Here is a 22,978-nt window from a genome sequence, read left to right on the forward strand (position 1 = left end):
CCGTCGGCGCCGATCGCCTCGGCGACGTCGACGCGGTCGTTGACGAGCAAGTCGACGCCGGCCTCGGCGGTCAGCTCGCGCAGCTCGAGGCCCAGCTCGTACCGCGAGCGCGCGCTCTCTCCTTTCTCCCGGAGCTGGACGGCGTCGATGCCGCCGTCGATAGCTGCGCGGACGATCTCGGGGGTCGACCGACCCTCGGAGATCGACGCCTGTGTGACGAGGTACGTTCCCCAGTTCGTCGGTGCCATAGTGTGAGACTGTGCGCGTACGGGGCAAAGAGCCGACGGTTCCCGCAGGCGCCGCTCGGACGAACGGATCGGCGGGCCCGAACGGGAGGTGGAGCCGACGACGGGAACCCCTCGAGGCGCACGCGGCCGTCGACGATCTCGGACCGATCTCGCGGACCTGGCGCGAGCGCTCGATGCAGTACACCCTCGTCGCGAATCATCTCGACGCCGCCGACGACTTCTACGGGATCAACCGCGACGCGCTGGAGTACGCCCTCGCGGCCCACGGCGTCGACTGCGATCCCGAGGAGCGCGAGGAGATCCTGTCGGTCTACCACGACCTCGAGGTGTTCGACGACGTCCGGGGGAGCGTCGAACGGCTCCGGGAGGCCGGGTACGACTGCTACGTCCTCTCGAACGGCACCCCCGAGATGCTCGACTCGATGGTCGAAGGTGCCGCGATCGGCGACCTGCTCGAGGGGACGATCAGCGCCAGCGAACTCGAGACGTTCAAACCCGCACCCGAACTCTACCGCCACGCCGCAGGGCGGACCGGGACATCGATCGGAGAGATCGCCCACGTGTCGGCGCTGTGGTTCGACGTCCAGGGAGCGGTTCACGCCGGAATGGGCAGCGCCTGGCTCGGTCGAAAGGGCGATCCCGCGGAGCCGTTCGGTCCCGATCCCGACGTCGTCGTCGACGGACTGGACAAGCTGGCCGACGTCCTGGGGGGCTGACTACCCCTCGCCCTCGAGTCGCCGCTCGCCGACCGCGAGCCGCTCCTCGAAGTCGTCGTCCTCCCGCACGGACGGGAACGGGCGGATCGGCTCCGGCTCCGCGGGTTTCGCCCCGAGCGAGCGACGCCACCAGGCGACGTCGTGCCACTCGTCCTCGACGTACCCCATCGCGGGGAACTCGGCGACCCGTTCGAACCCCAGCCGCTCGTGGAAGCCGACGGTCGCCTGGTTCGGCAGCGTCGTCACGGCGTAGGCGTCGCAGACTCCCTGACGCTCGAGGACGGCGAACAGCGCCTCGTACAGCGCCTCGCCGACGCCAGACCGTCGCGCGCTGTCGGCGACGTACACCGAGAGTTCGACGACCCACTGGTAGGCCCGGCGCTTGCGGAGGGGGCCGGCGTAGGCGTAGCCGACCACCTCGTCCGCTCGCTCGCAGACGAGCCAGGGGTGGTCCTCGAGCGTCGAGGTGATCCGCTCGGCCAGCTCGGTCTCGGTCGGCGGGGTCTCCTCGAAGGTCACCGCGGTCGACTCGCAGAAGGGCGCGTAGATCTCGCGAACGGCGGGCGCGTCCTCGGGCGTCGCGACGCGAATTCGGGGCTGCGGTTCCATACTCGGCGGTTCGGCCAGCGAAAAATAAGCTCGCCGAAGCGCGGTGCGGTCGACCTCACTCGGCCCGGTCGCGTCGAAGCGGCTGTCGCGACCGGTAGGTGAGCGTCCGCCAGAGCCACTCGATCGGCCCGAACCGGAAGTAGTGCAGCCAGAGCACCGAGAGGAGGATCTGGACCACCCAGATAGCCGCGACGACGCCGAGCAGTTCGACCCGGCTCAGCTGCCCGAACAGGCCGAGCCCGTGGCCGTAGAAGATCGACGTGGCCAGCACCGTCTGGAGGAGATAGTTGGTGAAGGCGGTCCGCCCGACGGCCGCAAGCGCCCGGGTTAGGATTCCCGTTGGTCGCCACCGACAGTACAGCATCACCGCACCGAGGTACGCGCCGGCGAGGAGGAAGCTCCCCCAGTAGTTGAACTGGCGCCAGAACAGCGCCGCTCCGGGCGCCCAGTCGTTGGCCTCGATGTACCAGACGCCGACGAGGATCGCGGCCAGCCCGCCAACGGCGCCGACCGCGATCAGGCGCCGATAGAACCGCGACGACCGCTCGTTGGTTAGCACGCCCCACTTGAACAGCGCCATCCCGAGCAGCATGGCTCCGGCGACTCGCCAGGCGGTGTAGCCCAGAAAGCCGACGGTCTGGCGCTCGAACGACGTCGGAACCCGGTGCTCGAGCTGCTCGACCCAGCCGCCGCGGTACGTTTCGATCTCGGCCCGAAGCGCGGACTCGGGGGGCTGCCAGGTGCCGGCGATCGCCGCCGGATCCATCGTGAGCGCGCCCGCGATTTCCGTGAGCGAGGGGATCGCCACCAGGCCGACCCCGGCGACGGCGAGGGTCCGCGCGGGCAGATCTCGGATGACGACGACCCCGAACGCACAGAGCCCGTACGCGACGAGGATGTCGCCGTACCACAGCAGGTACGCGTGGGCGAGGCCGATGGCGACGAGCCAGCCGAACCGGCGGGTGTACAGCTCAGAGACCGGGTCGCCGCGTCGCTCGGCGTTGCGCGTAAACAGGACGACCCCGCCGCCGAACAGGATCGTAAACAGCGTGATGAACTTCTGTTCGGCGAGGACGTGGCCGGCGAACCAGGCCCAGTAGTTCGAGCCCGAAAAGTCGCCGTACGCCGTCGGGTTCGACAGCGTCGCCTCGGGCATCGCGAAGATCCGGATGTTGATGATCAGGATGCCAAGCAGCGCGAACCCGCGGAGCGCGTCGAGGGCGACGATGCGATCCGACGGGTCGGTCGGGCCGTCGTCGTCGGTCATCGACGGAGCGCCGGGCGGAGGTCGGTTGCTGGCTGACGGCCGTGGTCGCTCATCGCTCACCTCTCCGGGCGGACGGTACAAAATACGTGGGAGTCGAGGCGAGTTCATACGGACCGTTGTCGTTCGGTACCGGTGATCGCTGTCCCCGCCTGAGCGATCACCGGTAACACGCTACAACAATCCGTATCAGTGGCCCTCGTCGTGGGGGTTCGTCGCCGTCCCGTAGTTCTCGGCGTGGTCCGTGTAGTCGATAAAGCGGGGCGCGTCGGGATCGAACGGCCGCTCGAGGCTCTCGAAGGCTTTTTTCTTGTCCCAGCCCTGAAGCTTGCCGACCGCCGACTTGTCCTCCAAGTCGTGGTAGTCGAGTTTCGGCTCGGTGTGCTCCCAGGCCGTGACGCCCTGTTCGGTTCGGAGGATGACGCTCGAGTACTCGTCGGACGAACCCACGGAACCGACGGTGACGTCGGCACAGAACCCGGTGAAGTCGGCACACTCGTCACAGCCCTTCAGGGCGGCGTCGTGGAAGTTCTCGATGTCCTCCTCGAGGACCATCTCGCCGTCGTGATCGTAGACCATCAGCTTCCCGTGGAGGACGTCCATCTTGCCGATCTCGTCGGGCGAGATTCCCCGCTGATCCTCGAGCTGTTCGCCCATGAGGCTGTAGTAGTTGAAGTTCTTCGTACACATCAGCGCGATCGTGTACTCGACGGCGCCGATCCCCTCGTCGTGGGCCTGATAGTCCCACTCGAAGTCCTGCAGGGCGCGGATGCCCTCGATCTCGCAGGGCGTGCCGACCAGGGCGAGACTGAGTTCGTCCCAGCTTTTGTCCGGGAGCTTGTGCTCCCACCGTTTCAGGTCGAGGTTGCCGAGCGCGAGCGTCTGGTTGTACACCGTCCCCGCGTTCTCGATCAATTCTTCCTCGGTGGTCGCGAGGAAGCTCTCGGCCTTCCAGGGTTCGTCCTCGCTCTCGGTCGCGATCAGGGCGCCGTCGATCTCGCCGGCCTCGAGCAGGCTCGCCAGCATGCCGGTGACGACGCCACCGTCCTGGGCGTTGTCGGTCCAGTCGTCCTCGACTTTCGCGGAGAACTCCGTGATCGGATCGCCGGCACCCTTGACGTTGTCCTCGCCCCCGGTGATCTTCCACTGGCGCTCGTAGCGAAGTCCGCCGCGGGGACAGAAGTCCCAGCACAGCGAACAGCCCGTACACATCTTGACGAGTTCGGGCAGGTCGTCGTCGCCGACGCCGATCGAGTCCGAGGGGCAGGCGGCGACGCAGGTGCCACACTGGATGCACCGCCCGTCGTCGATGACCGCCTCGTCGAGCTCCATGAACCAGGTCTTCTCGTCGGGCGTCTCGATGTCGTTCATCTCGGAGCGAATGGAGTACGTCGGGGTGTCGAGGTCGACCCCCTCGGGGACGCCGACGCGGACGTCCGGCTCGCCGTTATCGACGTCCTGGCTGACGTCCGCGGCGGGTTCGGTGAACTCGAGGTCCCCCAGACTGCCGTTCTCGTCGACGTTGCTCACCCCCGCGCCGTCGGTGGCGACCGACCGACCGTCGGGATCGGTTTCGGCCCTCTCGCCGCAGGTGCAGTCGTCGGGACCGCAGCTCCCGCCGGCGTCGACCTCGAGCGCGTCGTCGCGGGCGCGGTCACTCCCGCTTCGGGACCGAGGCGCGGAACCCTCGGCCTCGGGAACGATAACGGCGTCGTCGTCGGTTTTCGACTGGGGGACGCCCGGGAACGCGCGTTCGTCGCGGCTCACGTAGCGCTTTTCCGAGGACTCACTACGTTCGTCCTCACCCTCAATCCCCATGCGCCACACCTCCGGCAACCGGCGCCTCGGCCCCCTGCATGATCGTCCGCAGACGGTCGTTGTCGACGCGACGACACCACTCGTAGAACCGTTCGCCGTCCTCGCGATCGGTCGCGTAGGCGTCGAACAGCTGCTCGAGCGCCGGGATCACGGCGTCCGCCGGCACTGCGTGTTCGATCCAGTCCAGGAACTCGTTGTCCGAACCCAGCGAACCGCCGAGCCCGAAGTCCATTCCCTCGACGATGTCGGATTCGTCGTCGGTATCCAGTTTGACCGTCTCCCCGCGGAACCCGATGTCGGCGATCTGGGGCTGGGCACAGGAGGCCGAGCAGCCGGACATGTGCATCCGGATCGCTTCGATATCGTCGGGGACGTCGATGCGCTCGTCGAGTTCGCGAGCCCAGCGCTTGGTCCGTTTTTTGGTCTCGATAATCGCGTAGTTACAGAACTCGGTGCCCGTACAGCCGACGGCACCTCTCGAGAACGCGCCGGGATCCGGCTGGTACGCCTCGGCGAACGGCTCCGCGAGCAGGTCGTCGACGCGCTCCTCGGGAACGTGCGTGATCAGGAAGTTCTGATCGGTCGCCAGGCGAACCGAGGCGTTCTCGGTGCCGTACGTCCTCGCCGCGCGGGCGGCCTCGGCGAACTCGTCGCCGCCCATCCGGCCGGCGACGACGTTGAAGCCGACGTAGTACAGGCCGTCCTGTTTCTGCTCGCGGACGCCGACGTGGTCGCCCTGGTAACCGATGGTCAGGTTCTCACCACCGGTCGGAAGATCGACGGTACAGCGGTCGCGAACGGCCTCCTCGAATTTCGCGGGACCGAGCTGTTCGACGAGATAGCGCATCCGACAGACGCCGCGGTTGGTGCGGTCGCCGAGTTCCTTGAACGTCTGTGCGATCGCGCGGCAGAACTCGACGGCGTCCTCGGGGCGAACGAAGACGTCGAGTTCGGAGGCCATTCGCGGCCCGTCGGAGAGCCCCCCGCCGACGCGGGCGTGGAAACCGTAGAGCCGTTCGCCGCCCAGTTCCTTCCTTGCGGGAACGAGGCCGACGTCGTTGATCTGTGACTGGGCGCAGTCGTGAGCACAGCCCGTGATCGTGAGCTTGAACTTCCGCGGCAGGTTAGCGTACTCGCGGTTCCCCGTAAAAAAGTCGGAAACGGCGTCGACGACCGGCTGGGCGTCGAAACACTCGTGGTTGCCGATCCCGGCCGCCGGGCACCCGAGGACGTTCCGGGCGGAGTCGCCACAGCCCTGAATCGTCGTCAGGCCGACCTCGTCGTAGCGCTCCCACAGCTCGGGCACATCCTCGACGCGAATCCAGTGTTTCTGGACGTCCTGTCGGGTCGTGATGTCGAGGTAGGCGTCGCCCCAGAGTTCGTTCTGCTCCGCGCCGCCGTACTCCTCGGGCGCGACGGCGTAATCGGTAGCGCACTCGCCGATCACTTCGGCCTGCTCGGGCGTGAGGTGGCCGCCCGGAACTTTCGTCCGGATCATGAAGTAGCCCGACTGCTTCTGGGCGTACATCCCGGCCCACTTCAGGCGCTCCCACTCGCCGTCGCCGCCGCGCTCGGCGATCTCCTCGAACGTCAGTCCGTCCGCGGCGTAGTCGTAGACGTCGTCGACGACCTCGAGCGGGTGTTTCTCCTGTTTGTACCGCTCGGTCGTGTTCATCGGAACCACCGACGGCCGGAGTCAAATCGGCTCGAGCAGGCGGACGAACGGTCATGATAAGTCATCTATTACCACGTAGTGCGCGTCCGCACGTATACGGCTCCGCAAACGGGCGAACTCTGTCGAGGCTAGCGTGACGAGGTAACACTTGCCAGTATTGGCGTCGACCCGGGAAGGGATCGATCCTGCGGCGGTCGAAAACGGCCGGCCGACCGCTCGGCGCGTCCACGAGCCGGCAATAGTTGCCTAATAGGGCGACACAGCGAGCGAGCGTATTCGGGCGGGAAAACGACCGGCTCCTCGAGTTGCTCGCGCTACCACGTTCGCTCGAGGTACTCCTCGAGCCGGTTGAAGTCGACGTCGTGGTCGGCCTGCAGTTCGTCGATCGGCGACTCGTACCCCGCCTCGTTGAACCACTCGAACATCGCGGCGAACTCCTCGCCCTGTCCCTCGCGGACGTCCTCGATCGAGAGGTGACGCGCGCGGACGTCGAATCCGAGTGCGTCGGCGAAGCGAACGGCCATCGCCCGCAGTGGGAGTTCGTCGCTCGCGAGTTCGAACGCCTCGCCGGTGTACCGGTCCGGCTCGGCGAAAACCTCGGCGACGAAGGCGCCCAGATCCTCGATATCCAGCACCTGGAGCGGGACGTGTGGCTCGAGCCCCATCGCGAGCGTCCCGTCCTCGATCTCCCACTTGGAGTCGAAGTGGGGGATCCCGGTCTCGCGGTCGGCGCCGCCGACCGACGAGAACACGAGGTGATCGGTACCGATGTCGGCGGCGAGTTCGACGACGTTCCGTCCCTGGTCGACCTCGTCGTCGAACCCGTGTTCCCAGAAGTTCGTCATCAGGAACACCCCGTCGGCCTGCTCGACGAGCGGTTCGATCGAGTTCCGCTCGCCGATGTCTGCCTCGACGACCTCCGCACCGTGCTCGGCGAGGGCGTGTGCCCGCTCGCTGTTGTGATCTCGAGTCAGCGCCAGCACGTCGACCTCTCGCTCGAGCAGGTGTCGGGCGACGGCGCCGCCCTGCGTCCCGGTCGAACCCACGACGAGGACGGAGTCTCTATCCATAGCACTCGTCGTTCCACCGGAGAACGCAAGAACCTCACACGGCGTTTCCCGACAGGTCGGAACGAAGACAGGCCGGACGACGAGGGGTGCGCTACTCCTCGTCGGCGAGCAGGCGTTCGACCATCTCGTCGGGGTCGAACCGCTCTAAGTCGTCGTACTCCTGGCCGACCCCGAGGAACAGAATGGGTTTGCCGGTGACGTGGGCGATCGAAATCGCCGCACCGCCGTTGGAGTCGGCGTCGGCCTTCGAGAGGATCGCGCCGTCGATCGCGGCGGCCTCGTTGAACTCGCGAGCCCGGTTGACGGCGTCCTGGCCGGCGACGGCCTCGTCGACGAACAGCGTCAGATCCGGACCGACGACCCGGTCGATCTTCTCGAGCTGGTCCATCAGGCCCTCGTCGGTGTGGAGTCGGCCGGCCGTGTCGGCCAGCACGACATCGACGTCGTGAGCCTCGGCGTACTCCACGGCGTCGTACAGCACGGCGGCGGGGTCGCCGCCCTGCTCGTGGCTGATGCACTTCGTGTCCAGCGCGTCGGCGTGTTGCTGGATCTGCTGGTTCGCACCGGCGCGGTAGGTGTCGCCGTTGGCGAGCACCGTCGAATACCCCCGCTGCTCGAGGTAGCGGCTCAGCTTGGCGATCGTCGTCGTCTTGCCGACGCCGTTGACGCCGGTAAACAGCAGGACGGCGGGTTTGTCCTCGACGGCGATGCGCTCGTCGAAGTCGAACTGGCCGACGCTGATCACGTCGTAGATTGCGTCCCGAAGCGCCTCCTCGACGACCTCGCCGGTCGAGGTCGTGAACGTCCGGGTCTCGCCGACCAGTTCGTCGCGGACGTTGTCACAGATCTCCTCGGCGACGCCCATCTCGACGTCGCTCGTGAGCAGGGCCATCTCGAGTTCGTGCAGCGGCTCCTCGAGGTCCTCCTCCTCGATGACGAACTTCCCCTTGACGAGCGATCGGGCCTTGGCGCCGAAGCCGGTGCCGCTATCGTCGTCGTCCACGGTTTCGCTCTCGGCTTCGACTCCGTCCTCGACCTCGGCCGCAGTTTCGTCGGCGTCCGCGTCGAGTTCGGGCTCGGCTTCGGGGGCAGGTGGCGCCGCATCGTCGGCGTCCCCGTCGTCGGTCGAGACCGTGTCGCTCTCCTCGACTGTCGCCGGGGCGCCCGCCTCGACGCTCTCGACGTCCGTCTCCGGCACGACGTCCGTCCCCGCCTCGAGCGAGTCGTCCGGTTCCTCGAGTTCGGATCCGGCACCGGCCGGCTCGCGCTCGAGTTCGGATGCGGGTGCCGGCCCCGCGTTCTCCGCCGGCTCGGTCGGCGACGCCGCTCCGCGAGCCGTCTCGGCCTCGCGGTCGCGATCGGCGGCGACGTCGCTCTCGGCGACCGGTTCGTCGGTGGTATCGGGTGCGGCCGGTTCGGACGCCGGCTCCGGTTCGTCGGGTTCGGTCGGCGTCTCCTCGAGATCGGCCGCCTCGGCGCCGGGTTCGTCGGCCGGCTCCTCCGCGAGCGCCTCGGCCGACTCCTCGTCGACCGCCTCGACGTTCTCTTCGGCGGCCTCCTCGGCGTCCTCGCGGAAGCTCCCGAGTTTCTCCTTCAGGTTGTCGAACATGGGTGTGACCCCTTACGTTACTCGTCCGGGCCCTGTCCCTGTCCCATCTGCTGCATCTGCTGTTGCATCGCCTGCTGTTGCATCTGCTGGGCCTGCTGCTCGAGCTCGCTGCTCTCGGCCTCGAGCTCCGTGATCTCCTCGTTGACGTCCTCGATCTGGTCGTCGAGGCGGTCCTTGCGGTTCTCGAGGGCGTCGACGGCGCCGTCCTCCTCGAACTCCGCGGCGTAGTCGGCGCCCAGATCGACGATCACTTCGTCGATGTCCTCGATCGTCGCCCGCAGGTAGGCGCCGCCACCGAGGGGCACCTGTACCGTCGAGTCACTCTCGAGGGTGTCCAGCGCCTCGATGGCCTCGTCGACGTCGTGTTTCTCCTGCTGGAGCTCCTGGACGTTGCCCTGGAGCGCCTCGATCTGTTCTTCGATCTCCTGAAGTTCCTGCGAGAGCTGCTGAAGTTGCTGTTGTCCCATACCCGTCCTTGCGGCAGGCAGTCGGAAGAATCTTCCCTTCCATCGGAGTCAGTCACCGAAAGCACTCTCCTCCAGAAATCACGGACTAACGCCGGGTCGGGGGCGTCTGCGGGCGAACCGTCGGCGCTAGATCTGACCTGGCTCGCGACCGGTCGAACTCGTCGTCGGCGAGACGGATCGCTTGGATCTGACGAGCCTATCGGGGTCGATCCCGTCGAACTCCGGCGGGAGCTCGCTGTCGGTCGCGTACTCGTACAGCGCCGTCTTCGCGACCGCCGTCGCCGCGTTGTGGACGACCAGTAACGCGGCGATGGCGAGCAGCGTCGGGACGAGCGTGTACTGGAGGACCGAACCCGGAGCCTCGAGCGCGAACAGCGGAAGGGCGATCCCGAGCCCGCCGACGAGCGCCGCGAGCGGGAGGATCACGAGCCCGATGCCAAGCGTCGTCCCGCCCGCCTCGCCCCAGGTGTCCCGGAAGAGTTCGACGCTGTTGTGCATCGACTCCCGGACGCCGCCGTCCCGGAAGACGATCACGGGAACGATGAAGAACGTCATCGCGAACCACGCGAAGCCGGCTACCGAGCGGGCGAGACGAGCAGCGGTTCCCTCCCGGCTCTCGAGAGCCCGGAAGACCAGACCAGCGGCGCCCCAGGCGAGGATCGTCCGCCTGGCCTCCCAGGCACCCGCGAGCCCGTCCCGGAGGCTCGTCGGCTCGCCCGCGAACAGCAAGCCGACCGAGTGGACGAGCGCCGCGCTGAAAAACGTCGCAGCCGCGGTCGCGACGAACATGAACAGGACCGAGGCGGCCACCAGGAGCACGGTGACGGCCGTCTCGGCCTGTCCCTCCGAGATGGTCGCGACCTGGTCGACGGTCGCCAACCCGTAGCCGGCGCCGACGAGAGCGACGAGGATTCCGGCGAGCAGACCGATCACGCCCGCCAGCCAGGCGATCCCGTACAGCACCGGAAAGACGAGCAACCAGTACTCCCGCCGGAGGACGCCGAACGACGCCTTCGCGACCCGAAGACCGGTCCGGATCCGTCCGAGCAGCGAACCGAACATTATGCTGAACGATCGTTCGGGACGGGATATAGTTCTTGAGGTGAACAGTTCTACCCGTTGATGACTGTGTTGGGCCAAACGGTTTCCCTCGAGCCCGCGTACGGCCGGCCATGACCGAGCACGATCCGGCCGAGTTGCTGCCGAGCGAACGAATGCAGGGCCAGGTCCTCGAGGGCGAGGTGACCCAGATCCACCGCGGCCATCAGTACGCCGAGGAGGGCGACACGTTCACCATCGAGGGGACGACGTTCGAGGTGGTGGACGTGACCGAGCGGACGCTCGGCGACCTCACCGACGAGGACGCCCGCGCGGAGGGGATGGACGACCTCGAGGCCTACGAGCGGCTGCTCGAGCGCGCCCACGACGACTTCGAGTGGAACGACGACAGCGAGGTCGTTCGCCACCGGTTCGAGCCGGTCGAATGAGCGACGCCGCCCCGCGCGTGCGGCTATCGGCCCACGTCCCGTGATCAACCCGCTCGAGGCGCTCGAGGAGGACGACCTGTCGCCGTTCGAGGGCGACTCGAGCGACGACGGGAGCGAGGAGCTACAGGAGGCGTTCGGCGAGCTGTCCCGGGAGACGCTGCTCGCGTTCGTGGGCGCGCTCTTTTTCGCCCACGTTGGGCTGCTGGCGATCAGCGTCGGGCCGTTGCTCGTGATCTTTACCGGACAGTGGCTGCTCGGCGGCGCCGTCGCAGTCGGCGGTATCGTGGCGCTCGCGCTGACAGGGCGGATATATCGATGGCACGAGGAAGTAAAATAGCGGACGTCAGTCGAGATAGCCCAGCGCGTCCTCGATCCGGCCGAGTTCCGGACCGGTCGTCTCCTCGCCAACGACGTATCCCGAATCGTTGGCGAGCAGTCCCGAGCCGACCAGCGGCGCGCCGTAGTTGACGGTGCCGACGTCGGCCCGGACGTCGAGGGCGTCCTCGAGAGCGTCGAGTTCCTCGTCGGTCGCCTTCGGATGGCAGAGCACGCCCCTGTTCGTCGCGACGGCGGCCGTGCCGACCGTGCGGACGCCCGCGAGGTCGCCCCGTTCGACGGGGACCTCGAGGGTGTCCTTGACCACCTGGATCGCCTCCCGGGTCAGGTCGGGGTGGACGTACGCGCCGTTGTCGTTCGCGAGCACGACGTTACCGGCGGCGTTGACGTTCCCCGGGAGTTCGGCGACCGGGAGGTCGACCTCCTCCTCGAGGCGCTCGCGTTCGTACTCGAGCACGCGGGAGCTGACGAGCAGCCCGTTCTCGTTGCCCGTCGCGAGGGCGCCGACCGTCGAGGAGCCGCCGACGGTCGTCTGGACGGCGGGCACCTCGAGTTCGTCTGTCAGGTCGGCGACGGTGTCGTCGTCGACGTCCGGCCGGACGAGCACGCACGAGTCGGTCGCGCGGGCGAAGACGCCGACGTAGGCCGACCCGGCGAAGGCGAGACGTTGCAAGTTTAGTCGGCGACCTCGGCCTCGACGACGGCCTCACCCTCCTCGTCGAAGCGAGCCGCGCGAACGCGGAGCTTCCGTGGCGGGTTCGATCGACCGCGCGACCAGATCGTCTCGTTGATCGAGGGGTCCAGTCGGATGGCGTCCTCGTCGACCGCGAAGTGTTTCGCGAGGTGCTCGCGGACCAGTCGCATCGCGAGGTCGGCGGCCTCGTGGTTGGCGCCCTTCTTGACGTCACGGAGCGGGACGGTGACGACCCGCTCCTCGAAATCGCTTGCACTCATTGTTACTCGTCAGTGTTGTTGCGCCGCCAGTTGCGTCGCTTCGGGTTTCGGGTGACTTCCATGTCGGTCTTCATCATGACCCAGACCGGCACGCGGCTGTTCTGGTTTTCGAGTTTGGCAAGTCGCTTCTTCTTGCCCTTCGATTTCTTACCCATAGTAGCCGGACGTAGCCCGCCGTGGCTTAAAATGTTGTCCATCTTGCGAGGCCTCGCGGGTACGGCTCTCCGCGGTCTACTCGAGCGGGAACCGCTCGACGGTCGCGTACTCGGGGCCGTCCTCGGTCAGCGTGCTCTCGGTGAGGCGGATCTCGTCGACGCGCATCTCGCCGACTGTCGGCTCGCGCTCGCGGACGAGTTCCTGGACCAGCTCCTTGCCGCCGGCGTGTTCCATCCGCGCGAGGGTAACGTGGGGCGTGAAGTCGTGCGATTCTTCCTCGAACCCCATCGCTGTCGTTCGCTCCTCGACGGCCTCGTGGAGGCGGGTGAGTTCGGCTCCGCCCGCCTCGGTGCCGAGCCAGACGACGCTGATGTACTCGAGGTCGGGAAAGACGCCGAGTCCGTCGAACCGGACGGTGAACGGAGAGACTGCGGCTTCGTCGACGGCGGCCCGCAACTCCCTCGAGAGCGTCGGCACGCGGTCCTCGTCGACCTCCCCGAGGAACTTCAGCGTGAGGTGGGCCTGCTCTGGATCGGTGACGTTCAGCCCGCTCGCCTCCGCGAACTCCGCCTGGAGGTCGTCGACCGGTTCCGTGAGGTCGGCCGGGAGATCGACGCTGACGAACAGTCGCATACGCGTCCCTTGGACGGGATCGTACTCAACGGTGACGGTGCTCGAGGTCGAGAGCGGCAGCGGAGTGACCCCTCCTTAAGCGGCTGCGGGCCGAACGGGCGGCTATGTCAGACACCTTCGTCGTCGTCGGCGGCGACGCCGCCGGTATGTCAGCCGCGAGCAAGGCCAAACGAGACGACCCCGACCTCGAGGTCGTCGTCTTCGAGAAGGGCGAGTGGGTCTCCTACGGCGCCTGTGGGCTGCCCTACTACGTCAAGGGGGAGATCCAGTCGCTCGAGGATCTGGTCTCCGTCACGCCCGAGGAGTTCCGCGAGGATCGGGATATCGACCTGCGGACGGGCCACGAGGTCGTCGCGATCGATCCCGACGACCGGACGGTGACCGCCGAGAGCGAGGACGGCACCGTCGAGCAGTCGTACGACTCCCTGCTGCTCGCGACCGGCGCCGCGGCGACCGAACCCCCGGTCGACGGCACCGACCTCGAGGGCGTCTACACGCTGGGCTCGATGAGCGACGGGAAGGAGCTCCGGGAGTACGTCGCCAGAGCCCGCGAAGAGGAGACGTTCCAGCAGCCCGACCGGGGGCCGGCCTGTCAGTACCTCGAGGACTGCACCGGTCCGGTCGCCGTCGTCGGCGGAGGGTACGTCGGCATCGAGATGGCCGAGGCGCTGGCGGCGAACGGGTTCGAGGTCAACCTCTTCCAGCGCGGCGAGCGCCTGCTGCCGGCGTTCGGCGAGGCGACCAGCGAGGCCGTCGCCGACCACCTCCGCGAGCAAGACGTCCGCGTTCACCTCGGCAGCGAAGTCGAGAGGCTCGAGGGCGGGGACGCGGTCGAGGGGGTCGTCGCCGCCGGCGAACGGATCGAGGTGGAGATGGCGCTGCTCGGGACGGGGGTTCGTCCGCGAACGGAACTGGCCGAGGACGCGGGGATCGAACTCGGCGAGACGGGCGCGATTGCGACCGACCCGTATCGGGAGACGAGCGCCGACGACGTATACGCCGCTGGCGACTGCGCGGAGGCGATCCACACCGTCACCGGCGAGCCGGCGTACGTCCCGCTGGCGCTGACCGCGAACCGTCACGGCCGTGCGGTCGGTCAGACCGTCGCGGGGCAGCCGACGACGGGCGGGGCCATCGCGGGGACGGCGGCGATCAAGGCCTTCGACGTCGAGGCCGCCCGAGCGGGTATCCTCGACCACGAGGAGGCCCGCGACGCTGGCTTCGACCCCGTCAGCGAGACGATCGACGCGAACTCGCGGGCGGGCTACTACCCCGAGGACGGCACCGTCACCGTCACGCTGACCGCCGACCGCGACACCGGGCGGGTGCTCGGAGCGAGTCTCGTCAGCGAGTACGGCGAGGGCGCGGTCCACCGGAGCCACGCCGTCGTCGCGGCGCTCCACGAGGGCGCCGCGGTCGGGGACCTCGAGAACTACGACCTGGCGTACGCCCCGCCGTTCAACACGACGTGGGACCCGATCCTCGTCGCGGCGAAGGTGCTCTCGGGGAAGTTGCGATAACGCGATCTGAAAGTGCTACAGAGCCAGCCGATACGAAGACGGTACCTGTTGAGAACACCACGAAAGGGGCTGCGTGCTCGACGAACCCTGGGAGTCGAGCAGGCAGGGGCTTTCGTGGTGTTTCCGATCCCGTCGGCGGTATCGGTCCGGACGACAGATATCGCCAGGTCGCAGCCCTTAACAGTCGTCGCGACCACTTTCCACTAATGACCGACCGAGAGGGCGACTCCGACCATCCCTTCTCCGAAGGGGAAGGGTTCGGAGACGACTACGACGAGTTCGATCTGGATCCGCCGGAGCTGGGCGTCGACCCCTCGAAGGTCGACCCCGTCGACTCCCGGGTCGTCACCGACACCCTGGACCGCCACAACATCGACAGCGAGGAGGTCGACGCGAGCGAACTGCTCGACGTCGGGCTGAACTACATGCAGATCAACCGCTTCGAGCAGGCTACCGAGGCGTTCGAGCGAACCGCGAGCTTCGCCGGGGACGACCTGCTCGAGCAGGAGGCCTGGACGAACAAGGGCGTCGCCCACGCCGAACTCGAGGAGTACGACGAGGCGATCGGCGCCTACCGCGAGGCGCTACAGATCGACTCGGAGAGCGAGCACGCCGCCACCGCCGAGACGAACCTCGCCTACGCCCTCTGGGAGTTCGGCGAGACCGCCCAGGCCTTAGAACACGCCGAACGGGCCGTCGAGATCGACGAGCGCTTCGCCGAGGGCTGGTTCAACCGCGCCTTCTTCCTCTCGGAGCGAGGGCTGGCCGAGGAGGCGCTTCACTGCGTCGACAACGCGATCCGACTGGGGATGCGCAACTCCCAGGTGCTGGAGGAAAAGGCCGAAATTCTCGAGGAACTCGGCGAGTACGACGAGGCCGAGGAGATCGCCGAGGAGGCGAACGCGATGCGCGAGCGGGCCGAACAGCGCGTGATGGAGGAACGCGAGGAGATGGCCGGCCAGCAGGCGGGCGGCGGCCGTCCCCCGAACCGCGAGGACGTCGAGATCACGGATCCCGGGCGAGCGTCCGAGCCCGAATCCGACGACGAGTGGCAACTCGAGTGAGGTATGATCGTCAACGAACGCGAGACGCCGGAGGGACTGCTCGTCGCCGTCTGTGACGCGGACGTCCTCGGCGAGCGCTTCGAGGGCGACGGCGTCACCCTCGAGGTCACCGAGAAGTTCTACGGCGGCGAACCCGTCGACGAGGCGGCGGTCGTCGACAGCCTCGCGCGGGCGAGCGTCGCCAACATCGTCGGCGCCCGGGCCGTCGACCTCGCGATCGAGGAGGGGTTCGTCAACGAGGCGAACGTCCTCGAGGTCGGCGACACCAAACACGCCCAGCTGTTGTGGATGTAGGGACGCTCGCCGGCGTCGAGATATCGGACGAGCGTCGATTGATGTAAGTCCGGATCCGAGCGATACCAAACTATGTTGGAGTCAACGGTATTTACACAGCGGGGCTACGGTGTAGTACGACAGGGCCCCACCACCACCCACCACACCAGAGTTGTTCGACACCCCCTGTCGTGACACACCACCCACCCACCCTTCCCCTTTCCAGAAACTCCCCGACGAGCGGCCGCGCCGTTCGCTCGGACCGAAGGAGTGTTTTGTCTGGGAGCCCACCTCTCATTCAATGAGTCACCAGAACCTCGCAATCGACGTCGAGGCCATCCGCGACGAGTTCCCCATCCTCCAGCGGGAGTTCGACGGCCAGCAGGTCGTCTACCTCGACAACGCGGCGACGACCCAGACCCCGGATCCGGTCGTCGACGCGATGAGCGACTACTACCGCGAGTCCAACGCGAACGTCCACCGGGGGATCCACCACCTGAGCCAGGAGGCCTCCGAGGCCTACGAGAGCGCCCACGACCGCGTCGCGGAGTTCATCGGCGCCGACGGGCGCGAGGAGGTCATCTTCACGAAGAACACGACCGAGAGCGAGAACCTGCTCGCCTACTCGTGGGGACTGAACGAACTCGAGCCCGGCGACGAGGTCGTCCTCACCGAGATGGAACACCACGCCTCGCTGGTGACCTGGCAACAGATCGCCAAGCGAACCGGCGCCAGCGTCGAGTACATCCGGGTCGACGAGAACGGCCGCCTCGACATGGACCACGCCCGCGAGCTGCTCACCGACGACACCGCCATCGTCTCGGCGGTCCACGTCTCGAACACGCTCGGGACGATCAACCCCGTCGCCGAACTGACCGCCCTCGCTCACGAACACGACGCCCTCTCCTTTATCGACGGTGCCCAGGCGGTCCCGAACCAGCCCGTCGACGTCACGGAGATCGACGCCGACTTCTACGCCTTCTCGGGCCACAAGATGGCCGGCCCCACCGGGATCGGCGTCCTCTACGGCAAGAAAGAACTACTGGAGGCGATGGAGCCCTACCTCTACGGCGGCGGGATGATCCGGAAGGTCACCTTCGAGGAATCCACGTGGGGCGACCTCCCCTGGAAGTTCGAGCCCGGAACGCCCCCGATCGCCGAGGCCGTCGGCCTCCACGCCGCCGTCGACTGGCTCGAGGAGATCGGCATGGACCGCATTCGGGATCACGAACAGGAGCTCGCGCGCTACGCCTACGACCAGCTCGAGGACGAGGGCGACGTCGAGATCTACGGCCCCGAACCCGGCGCCGACCGGGGCGGGCTCGTCAGTTTCAACCTCGAGGGCGTCCACGCCCACGACCTGACCTCGATCATGAACGACCACACGATCGCGGTTCGGGCCGGCGACCACTGTACCCAGCCGCTCCACGACAAGCTGGGCGTCCCGGCGTCGACTCGAGCCTCGTTTTACGTCTACAACACCCGCGAGGAGGTCGACAAGCTGGTCGCCGCGCTCGACGACGCGCGGCAGCTGTTCGCGTAGGCGAACGGTTCGATGACGTCTCGAGACGACAGAACAGTTCTCCGCACACCGGAAAGCGAGTAGGGCAGAGAACCCGACCCGCAACTCTGGTAACACGACGACTGAAGTCGTCGGAGCCGGCGTGATCGACTCACACTGGGTCCGGTGTCACGGAAGGTGCGTCGATCGCCGCCGGCCGTTCGGTACGTCCGTCGGAGCGGTCACGGATCTTTGGCTGCACGTGTCCTTCGTTTAAATGAGGGGTACTTCAATCGTCGCCGCCGGACGAGGTCCGAGACTCGAGCGCGCGACTAACGGGTGACACCTCGCCAGTTCTCCGTCGGAATCGCTCGAGCCCCGAAGACGGTGCGGCTACGACGTCTTCGCGACGTCGCCGCGGCTCTCGTCGGGGCCGCCGTCGGCCAGCCGATCGGGGTCGACGTCGAACTCGAAGATTTCCTGTGGGACCGACACCGTGACGCAGGTGTTGGGCAGGTCGACGATACCCGCGATCCGGCTCTCGACGGGAGCGGTACTCAGCAGCATGTAGGCCTGCTCGGCGGTGTAGCCGAAGTTCGTCATGTAGTCGATGGCGTCGAGACAGGCCCGTCGCATCCCGATATTGGCGTTCTTGTAGTGCTGGGTGCCGTCCTCGTCGACGGAGTAGCCCTCGAAGACGACGTAGTTCGAGAAGTCCGGATCCATGTAGCCGGGTTTGAACATGGCGTAGTCGGTCCCCATCTTCTCCATCCCGTCCTTGATGACGTCGACCCGCAGGTCGATCCAGCCGGGGAACTCGATCGCCCCGCAGAACGTGATCTCGCCGTCGCCCTGCGAGAAGTGCAGGTCGCCGGTGATGAAGTTCGCTCCCTCGACGAAGACGGGGAGGTAGACTCGCGAGCCGCGACCGAGGTTCTTGATGTCGCAGTTGCCCGCGTTCTCGCGGGGCGGGATCGTTCGCGCGGCCTCCTCCGCCGCGTCGTCGACCTGGTCGTCGTCCATGTCGCCCAACAGAACGTCGTTGGGTTCGGGCGGAAGTGCAAGCGGCGGTTCCTCCTCGCCAGTCTCGTGGTTGACCGCGGTCGCGTCGTCGGGGCCCCGCTCGATGAGCGCGCGCTCGCGCTCGTTCCACTCCTCGAGCAGTTCGTGGGAGGGCGCCGTCCCGAGGATTCCGGGGTGGGCACAGCCGGGGAACCGGACGTCCTCGATGTGGCGCGTGCTGGCCATGACGCCGTCGAGTTCCCAGATGCTCTTGCGGGCCTCCGGGAAGTGGTCGGTCAGGAAGCCGCCGCCGTTCTCCTGGTCGAAGATCGCGTTGAACCCCCACTCGTGGTCGGGGAAGGCCCCCAGATCGAGGATGTCGACGACGAGCATGTCGCCCGGCTCGGCCCCCTTCACCTCGAAGGGCCCGCTCAGGTGGTGGTTCGGATCCAGCTCCATGTCGCGGATGTCGTTTGCGCTGTCGTCGTTCTCGACCTGTCCCCCCGTCCAGTCGAGACACTCGATCCGTACCTTCTCGCCAGGTTCAATCGACGACACCGGCGGTACGTCGGGATGCCAGCGGTTGACGATCGGATCGGGCTGTTCGTCGGGCGGCGATTCGGTATCGACCTCGAAGACGGTTTCCGGCATGGCTCACGTTCACTATTAGCTCGGTCGCAGTTATAGCTGATTCAGCGTCGCTGATAGTTCCGGAACCACCGACGGTGCCGGGCTTCGCCGCCGCGATTGCGGCGATCCGGAACGGGTGCGGGTCCCTTTATCACGATCCGTTCGGTATCCACGAGCGAATACGATATGTCGGGGAGTAACGCAGTACACGATCGGCTCGAGGCCGGCGACACCGACGACGTTCCGAGTCGAGCGAGGAACTTCGAGGCCGGGAAACGTCTCGCGGAGACGGTCCGGACCACGCTCGGGCCGAACGGGCTCGACAAGATGCTCGTGACCGACGACGGGAAGGTGGCGATCACGAACGACGGCGCGAGCATCCTCGCGCGGATGAAGCTCTCTCACCCGGTCGCCAACCTCGTCCTCGAGGTCGCCGAGGGACAGGACGCCGCCGTCGGCGACGGGACGACGACCGCGGTCGTGCTCGCCGGCGAACTGCTCGGCGAGGCCGAGTCGCTGCTCGAGAAGGGGGTTCCGCCGGCGAAGATCACGGAGGGGTACCACCTCGCCGTCTCGCACGCGGTCGAGCGCCTCGCGGAGCTGACCGTCCCGGTCGACCTCGCGGACGACGAGCGACTGCGCGATATCGCGCGAACGGTCGTGACCGGCAAGTGGGACGAGTCGGGAACCGACTTTCTCGCCGACCAGGCCGTCGAGGCCGTGCGGGCGATCGAGCGCGACGACCGCGTCGCGTTCGAGCGCCTCACCAGGAAGACGATCCCTGGGGGTTCGTTCTACGACTCGGCGGTGATCGAGGGAGTCGTCATCGATATGCGGGAGTCCTCGACGGACGTCGTCTCGCCCGACGCGACACTTCCGAACCGCTACCGGGACGCCACGGTCGCGCTCGTCGACGAGGAGCTGTCGATCGACACGGCCCGGGGCGTCGGGAGCGTCGACCTCGAGACGGTCGAGGAGTACGAGGCGCTTAGGGAGTACGAACGGGACGTGTACGAGGACTACGCGGACACGATCGCCGGGGTCGGTACCGACGTGGTCTTCTGCCAGCAGTCGATCGACGACCCCGTCCGCTACCTGCTCGCCGAGCGGGGGATCCTCCCAATCGAACGGACGCAGCGGGACGAACTCCACAGACTGGCCCGTGCGACCGGCGGCAAACCCGTTCCCGTGGAGAGCCTGACGCGGGCGACGACCGGAACCGCCGCGACCGTCGAACGGCGGTCGGTCGGCCCGACCGACGTGACGGTCGTCTCGGGGCTCGAGGAACTCGAGCAGGTGTCGGTCGTGTTCAGGGGCGGAACCCAGCACGTCGCCGACGAGACCAAGCGGATGCTCGACACCTGCTTCTACGCGCTGAAGCTCGCGATCGAGGACGAGGCGATCGTCCCCGGTGGGGGTGCGACCGAGGCGGCGCTCGCCCGCGAGCTCCGATCGATGGCGGCCGGCCGGTCGGGAACCGAGCAGTTCGCCGTCGAGGCGTTCGCCGACGCCCTCGAGGCGATCCCGCGGACGCTGGCCGAAACCAGCGGAGTCGGTCCGACAGACGCCCTGCTGGCGCTACGGAACGCCCACCACGACGGCGACCACACCGCCGGACTGGATCTCGAGACTGGTTCGGTCGTCGACGCCGCCGAGGCCGGCGTGCTCGAGCCGCTGTACGTCAAGCGCCAGGCGATCGCCAGCGCGGGGGAGGCCGCGAGCATGATCGTCCGCATCGACGACAACGTCCCGATGAGCCCGCGAGGCGAGGCGTCGGGTCACGATCACGACCACGATCACGGCCCCGACGGGCTAGTTCGGAGCACCGAGGGATACCCCTGGGCCGTCGGCCACTCGATGGGGCACTGAGATGACGGGAACCGAACTCCCCCGACTCGAGGACTCCCTCGAACTCTACGCCGCGGCCGCCGAGCGGTACGGGACTGAGCCGTTCACGGAAACCCGGGCGAGGCGGGAGCTGGCCGGCGCGCCGTCCCAGCGACTGCTCGAGTTGGCCGTCGCCTACGGGCTGCTCGAGTTCGACGGCGAGGCCTACGCGGTGCAAGTCGAACCCGACGCGCCCGAGAGCGCGTGGCGGGCGAACGCGATCGAGCGGGCCGAACGGATTCGACCGGCCGCCGTGGAACGCGCGACCGAGGGAACGGGAGGGAGCGACGGCGTGCGGGCGCTGACTCACGGCTCGAAGCGGTTCGCGAGCGTCGCCGTCGGCGAGCCGGCGGAACTCGAGAGGGTCCTCGGACGGCTCGAGAGGGTTCCGCTCGAGGAGTACGACGGGATCGTCCTCCGGTCGCCGGGCGAGCGCGCCAACGCCGTCCAGCGGCTCGCTGATCGGCTCTGCGAGCCCGCTGTAACCGACGGGACGAGCCTCTCGAGGCCGTTCCAGAAGGAGTACACGGACGTCGTCGGCGACGACAAGAACGAACTGGAGTTCCGGCTCTTCCTCGAGCGGGAGTGAGACGGACTTCTGCGCCTCTGACTACTCCTCGAGCGACTCGACGTCGAAGACGGGCTCATTGATCGTCCAGCCGCCCGATTGGAGGTTCTGGGAGATCGTCACCCGGTGGCCGTTCGGACCCGCCACGACGACGGAGTAGGCGTCCGTCTCGACCACCTCGTAGATCAGCTCGCGGTCGTTCACCGTCACGGTGTCGCCGACCTCCAGCCCGTCGAGACGGTCGGTGATCTCCGCCGGCGCGAGCGCGTCGTCGGTCGAACTGTCGGACGTCGAGGGCGTCATCGGTAGACGAAACCGGCGCTACCGCCTTAGCTTTTGATGCAAGTCGCCGTTCGCGGCCGGCTCGACCGAGTACCGGTGAGCGACTCTACGCCAAGATATAACATGCCATGAGAGGAACTGTCGGCCATGCCACCACGACCGGAACCGCGAGAACCAGAGGACGTGAACGATCGGCAAACCCGAGAGCTGCTCGAGGAGGCCGAAACCGGCTGGTACGGCGACAGCGCGTTCTTCGGCGCGATGGCCCACTGCCCGGAGCTGTTCGAGCACATCGTGGCGGCGTTCGAGTCGTTCGGGCGGGGAGCGAACGTCGACACGGCGCTGCTGGAGCTGATGCGGATCAAGGTCGCCGAAACCCACCAGTGTGCCTACTGCGCGACGGTTCGGACCCTGGACGTGCGCGAGGAGGTCGCGCCGAAGGAGGACGCCGTCTTCGGCGACGTCGACGAGAACGAGCTCTCTCGACGGGAGTACCTCGCCGTCTCGCTCGCTGAGGCGCTTTCGACCGATCCACACAGGCTCTCCGACGACTTCTTCGCGGAACTGGGCGAGGCGTTCACCGAGCAGGAGGTCGTCGAACTCCTGCTGTTCGCCAGTTTAGAGGTCGGGCTCGACCGGTTCTGTATCGCTCTCGAGCTCCAGCCGACCGACGAGAGCGCGTACCCCGACGACGTCGACTACCCTCTCGAGAACCCGCGGCCGAAAACGTCGTAGTCCGACCCCCCGCGGCCGAAGCCGCGGGATTCCAGTCGGGACCGGGCAGACCACGGCAGAAGGAGTGCCGCTCGCAGATGGCGGTCGCGGACCCTCACCTCGAAACACCACAACGCATCGCAGACACTCCGTTCGACCGAAACGAGCGGTTATGCTCGCGAGCGACCGAGTAGTACGGTGAGGGATCTCACAGTGGCAGGGGCCACGCTCACACCGCGAATGCGAAAACAGCAGGTGACGCTGGAGGCGATCCCGCCGCTCGAGCGCTCGCTCGAGGACGGGGAGCTTCGACTCGTGCGACGGTTTCGCGGGCTCACGCTCGAGCAGGCGGCCGGCTACCTCGAGGGGCTCGACGGCGAACGAATCGGGGAGAACGAGGTCGAGGGAGACGGCTGGCGAGCCCGACTCTCGGTGGAGAAGTCCCGGTAGGGCCGTCGTACCGGCTGACCGAGGTGACGGTCGTGTGGACGGGCC

General features: G+C 67.4%; 25 protein-coding genes and 1 pseudogene. 11 read left to right on the forward strand and 15 right to left on the reverse strand.

Annotated features, from left to right (window positions below; translation table 11 throughout):
- On the reverse strand, window positions 1-248 hold a 248-nt coding region (locus tag ACNA7R_RS12470), incomplete at its 3' end, for a thiamine phosphate synthase (RefSeq protein ID WP_416283889.1).
- A 110-nt stretch (window positions 249-358) separates the two neighbouring features.
- Here ACNA7R_RS12470 and ACNA7R_RS12475 point away from each other — a divergent pair.
- A pseudogene (locus tag ACNA7R_RS12475) lies at window positions 359-964 on the forward strand (HAD family hydrolase); the annotation flags it as partial.
- On the opposite strand, the gene ACNA7R_RS12480 reads toward ACNA7R_RS12475, so the two are convergent.
- The 8 genes from ACNA7R_RS12480 to ACNA7R_RS12515 form a co-directional block, all read right to left on the reverse strand.
- Window positions 965-1,573, reverse strand: coding sequence for a GNAT family N-acetyltransferase (locus tag ACNA7R_RS12480; RefSeq protein ID WP_416283890.1), 609 nt, complete (start codon window positions 1,571-1,573; stop codon window positions 965-967). It lies immediately after the preceding pseudogene.
- Window positions 1,574-1,628: 55 nt separating this feature from the next.
- A complete protein-coding gene (locus ACNA7R_RS12485) occupies window positions 1,629-2,840 on the reverse strand; it encodes a DUF418 domain-containing protein (RefSeq protein WP_416283891.1) in 1,212 nt (403 codons plus the stop codon).
- Window positions 2,841-3,026: 186 nt separating this feature from the next.
- Window positions 3,027-4,655, reverse strand: a complete 1,629-nt coding sequence (locus ACNA7R_RS12490) for a Coenzyme F420 hydrogenase/dehydrogenase, beta subunit C-terminal domain (protein ID WP_416283892.1) — start codon at window positions 4,653-4,655, stop codon at window positions 3,027-3,029.
- Window positions 4,645-6,330: a nitrite/sulfite reductase gene (locus ACNA7R_RS12495; protein ID WP_416283893.1), complete on the reverse strand. Its 1,686-nt coding sequence runs from the start codon at window positions 6,328-6,330 to the stop codon at window positions 4,645-4,647. Before ACNA7R_RS12495 ends, ACNA7R_RS12490 begins: the two co-directional genes overlap by 11 nt.
- Before the next feature lie 314 nt (window positions 6,331-6,644).
- Window positions 6,645-7,400, reverse strand: coding sequence for an NmrA/HSCARG family protein (locus ACNA7R_RS12500; RefSeq protein WP_416283894.1), 756 nt, complete (start codon window positions 7,398-7,400; stop codon window positions 6,645-6,647).
- A 91-nt stretch (window positions 7,401-7,491) separates the two neighbouring features.
- Window positions 7,492-9,009 carry a signal recognition particle-docking protein FtsY gene (gene ftsY, locus ACNA7R_RS12505; RefSeq protein WP_416283895.1) on the reverse strand — a complete coding sequence of 506 codons (1,518 nt, stop codon included), beginning with the start codon at window positions 9,007-9,009 and terminating at the stop codon, window positions 7,492-7,494.
- 17 nt (window positions 9,010-9,026) lie between these two features.
- A complete protein-coding gene (gene pfdA, locus ACNA7R_RS12510) occupies window positions 9,027-9,476 on the reverse strand; it encodes a prefoldin subunit alpha (RefSeq protein WP_416283896.1) in 450 nt (149 codons plus the stop codon).
- 126 nt (window positions 9,477-9,602) lie between these two features.
- Entirely contained in the window at window positions 9,603-10,538 is a 936-nt protein-coding gene (locus ACNA7R_RS12515) for a DUF6159 family protein (protein ID WP_416283897.1), read from the reverse strand.
- 110 nt (window positions 10,539-10,648) lie between these two features.
- Between ACNA7R_RS12515 and ACNA7R_RS12520 the strand changes: the two genes are divergently transcribed.
- The gene (locus ACNA7R_RS12520) at window positions 10,649-10,963 is read left to right on the forward strand and encodes an ASCH domain-containing protein (RefSeq protein ID WP_416283898.1); all 315 of its coding nucleotides are present in this window, start codon (window positions 10,649-10,651) and stop codon (window positions 10,961-10,963) included.
- A gap of 40 nt (window positions 10,964-11,003) precedes the next feature.
- Window positions 11,004-11,300 (forward strand): hypothetical protein, encoded by a 297-nt coding sequence (locus tag ACNA7R_RS12525; protein ID WP_416283899.1) that lies wholly within the window; start codon window positions 11,004-11,006, stop codon window positions 11,298-11,300.
- Between the two features lie 6 nt (window positions 11,301-11,306).
- Here the strand turns inward: ACNA7R_RS12525 and ACNA7R_RS12530 are convergent, their stop codons facing one another.
- From ACNA7R_RS12530 to thpR, 4 genes are all read right to left on the reverse strand, one after another.
- Complete coding sequence (locus ACNA7R_RS12530) at window positions 11,307-11,972, reverse strand: translation initiation factor IF-6 (protein ID WP_416283900.1); 666 nt, start codon at window positions 11,970-11,972, stop codon at window positions 11,307-11,309.
- A gap of 2 nt (window positions 11,973-11,974) precedes the next feature.
- On the reverse strand, window positions 11,975-12,253 hold the full coding sequence (locus ACNA7R_RS12535; protein ID WP_416283901.1) for a 50S ribosomal protein L31e: 279 nt from the start codon (window positions 12,251-12,253) through the stop codon (window positions 11,975-11,977).
- A 2-nt stretch (window positions 12,254-12,255) separates the two neighbouring features.
- Window positions 12,256-12,408 carry a 50S ribosomal protein L39e gene (locus ACNA7R_RS12540; RefSeq protein WP_416283902.1) on the reverse strand — a complete coding sequence of 51 codons (153 nt, stop codon included), beginning with the start codon at window positions 12,406-12,408 and terminating at the stop codon, window positions 12,256-12,258.
- Window positions 12,409-12,484: 76 nt separating this feature from the next.
- Window positions 12,485-13,042, reverse strand: a complete 558-nt coding sequence (gene thpR, locus ACNA7R_RS12545; RefSeq protein ID WP_416283903.1) for an RNA 2',3'-cyclic phosphodiesterase — start codon at window positions 13,040-13,042, stop codon at window positions 12,485-12,487.
- 104 nt (window positions 13,043-13,146) lie between these two features.
- Here thpR and ACNA7R_RS12550 point away from each other — a divergent pair, with 104 nt between their 5' ends.
- From ACNA7R_RS12550 to ACNA7R_RS12565, 4 genes are all read left to right on the forward strand, one after another.
- Window positions 13,147-14,562, forward strand: coding sequence for an FAD-dependent oxidoreductase (locus ACNA7R_RS12550; protein WP_416283904.1), 1,416 nt, complete (start codon window positions 13,147-13,149; stop codon window positions 14,560-14,562).
- A gap of 206 nt (window positions 14,563-14,768) precedes the next feature.
- Window positions 14,769-15,626, forward strand: a complete 858-nt coding sequence (locus ACNA7R_RS12555; RefSeq protein ID WP_416283905.1) for a tetratricopeptide repeat protein — start codon at window positions 14,769-14,771, stop codon at window positions 15,624-15,626.
- 3 nt (window positions 15,627-15,629) lie between these two features.
- Window positions 15,630-15,920, forward strand: coding sequence for a DUF424 domain-containing protein (locus ACNA7R_RS12560; RefSeq protein WP_416283906.1), 291 nt, complete (start codon window positions 15,630-15,632; stop codon window positions 15,918-15,920).
- A 280-nt stretch (window positions 15,921-16,200) separates the two neighbouring features.
- The gene (locus tag ACNA7R_RS12565; RefSeq protein ID WP_416283907.1) at window positions 16,201-17,442 is read left to right on the forward strand and encodes an aminotransferase class V-fold PLP-dependent enzyme; all 1,242 of its coding nucleotides are present in this window, start codon (window positions 16,201-16,203) and stop codon (window positions 17,440-17,442) included.
- A gap of 351 nt (window positions 17,443-17,793) precedes the next feature.
- On the opposite strand, the gene fmdA is transcribed toward ACNA7R_RS12565, so the two are convergent.
- The gene (gene fmdA / locus ACNA7R_RS12570) at window positions 17,794-19,053 is read right to left on the reverse strand and encodes a formamidase (protein WP_416283908.1); all 1,260 of its coding nucleotides are present in this window, start codon (window positions 19,051-19,053) and stop codon (window positions 17,794-17,796) included.
- Between the two features lie 165 nt (window positions 19,054-19,218).
- On the opposite strand from fmdA, the gene thsA reads away from it, so the two are divergent.
- Together thsA and ACNA7R_RS12580 are read left to right on the forward strand one after the other, a co-directional pair.
- Complete coding sequence (gene thsA, locus ACNA7R_RS12575) at window positions 19,219-20,901, forward strand: thermosome subunit alpha (protein WP_416283909.1); 1,683 nt, start codon at window positions 19,219-19,221, stop codon at window positions 20,899-20,901.
- A 1-nt stretch (window position 20,902) separates the two neighbouring features.
- Window positions 20,903-21,508 (forward strand): hypothetical protein, encoded by a 606-nt coding sequence (locus ACNA7R_RS12580; protein WP_416283910.1) that lies wholly within the window; start codon window positions 20,903-20,905, stop codon window positions 21,506-21,508.
- A gap of 21 nt (window positions 21,509-21,529) precedes the next feature.
- On the opposite strand, the gene ACNA7R_RS12585 is transcribed toward ACNA7R_RS12580, so the two are convergent.
- Window positions 21,530-21,790, reverse strand: a complete 261-nt coding sequence (locus tag ACNA7R_RS12585) for a transcriptional regulator (RefSeq protein WP_416283911.1) — start codon at window positions 21,788-21,790, stop codon at window positions 21,530-21,532.
- A gap of 162 nt (window positions 21,791-21,952) precedes the next feature.
- Between ACNA7R_RS12585 and ACNA7R_RS12590 the strand changes: the two genes are divergently transcribed.
- The gene (locus ACNA7R_RS12590) at window positions 21,953-22,504 is read left to right on the forward strand and encodes a carboxymuconolactone decarboxylase family protein (protein WP_416283912.1); all 552 of its coding nucleotides are present in this window, start codon (window positions 21,953-21,955) and stop codon (window positions 22,502-22,504) included.
- 177 nt (window positions 22,505-22,681) lie between these two features.
- A complete protein-coding gene (locus ACNA7R_RS12595) occupies window positions 22,682-22,933 on the forward strand; it encodes a hypothetical protein (RefSeq protein WP_416283913.1) in 252 nt (83 codons plus the stop codon).
- Window positions 22,934-22,978 lie beyond the last annotated feature (45 nt).

Origin of the sequence: Natronococcus sp., from assembly GCF_047921035.1 — an archaeon.
Classification (GTDB): domain Archaea; phylum Halobacteriota; class Halobacteria; order Halobacteriales; family Natrialbaceae; genus Natronococcus.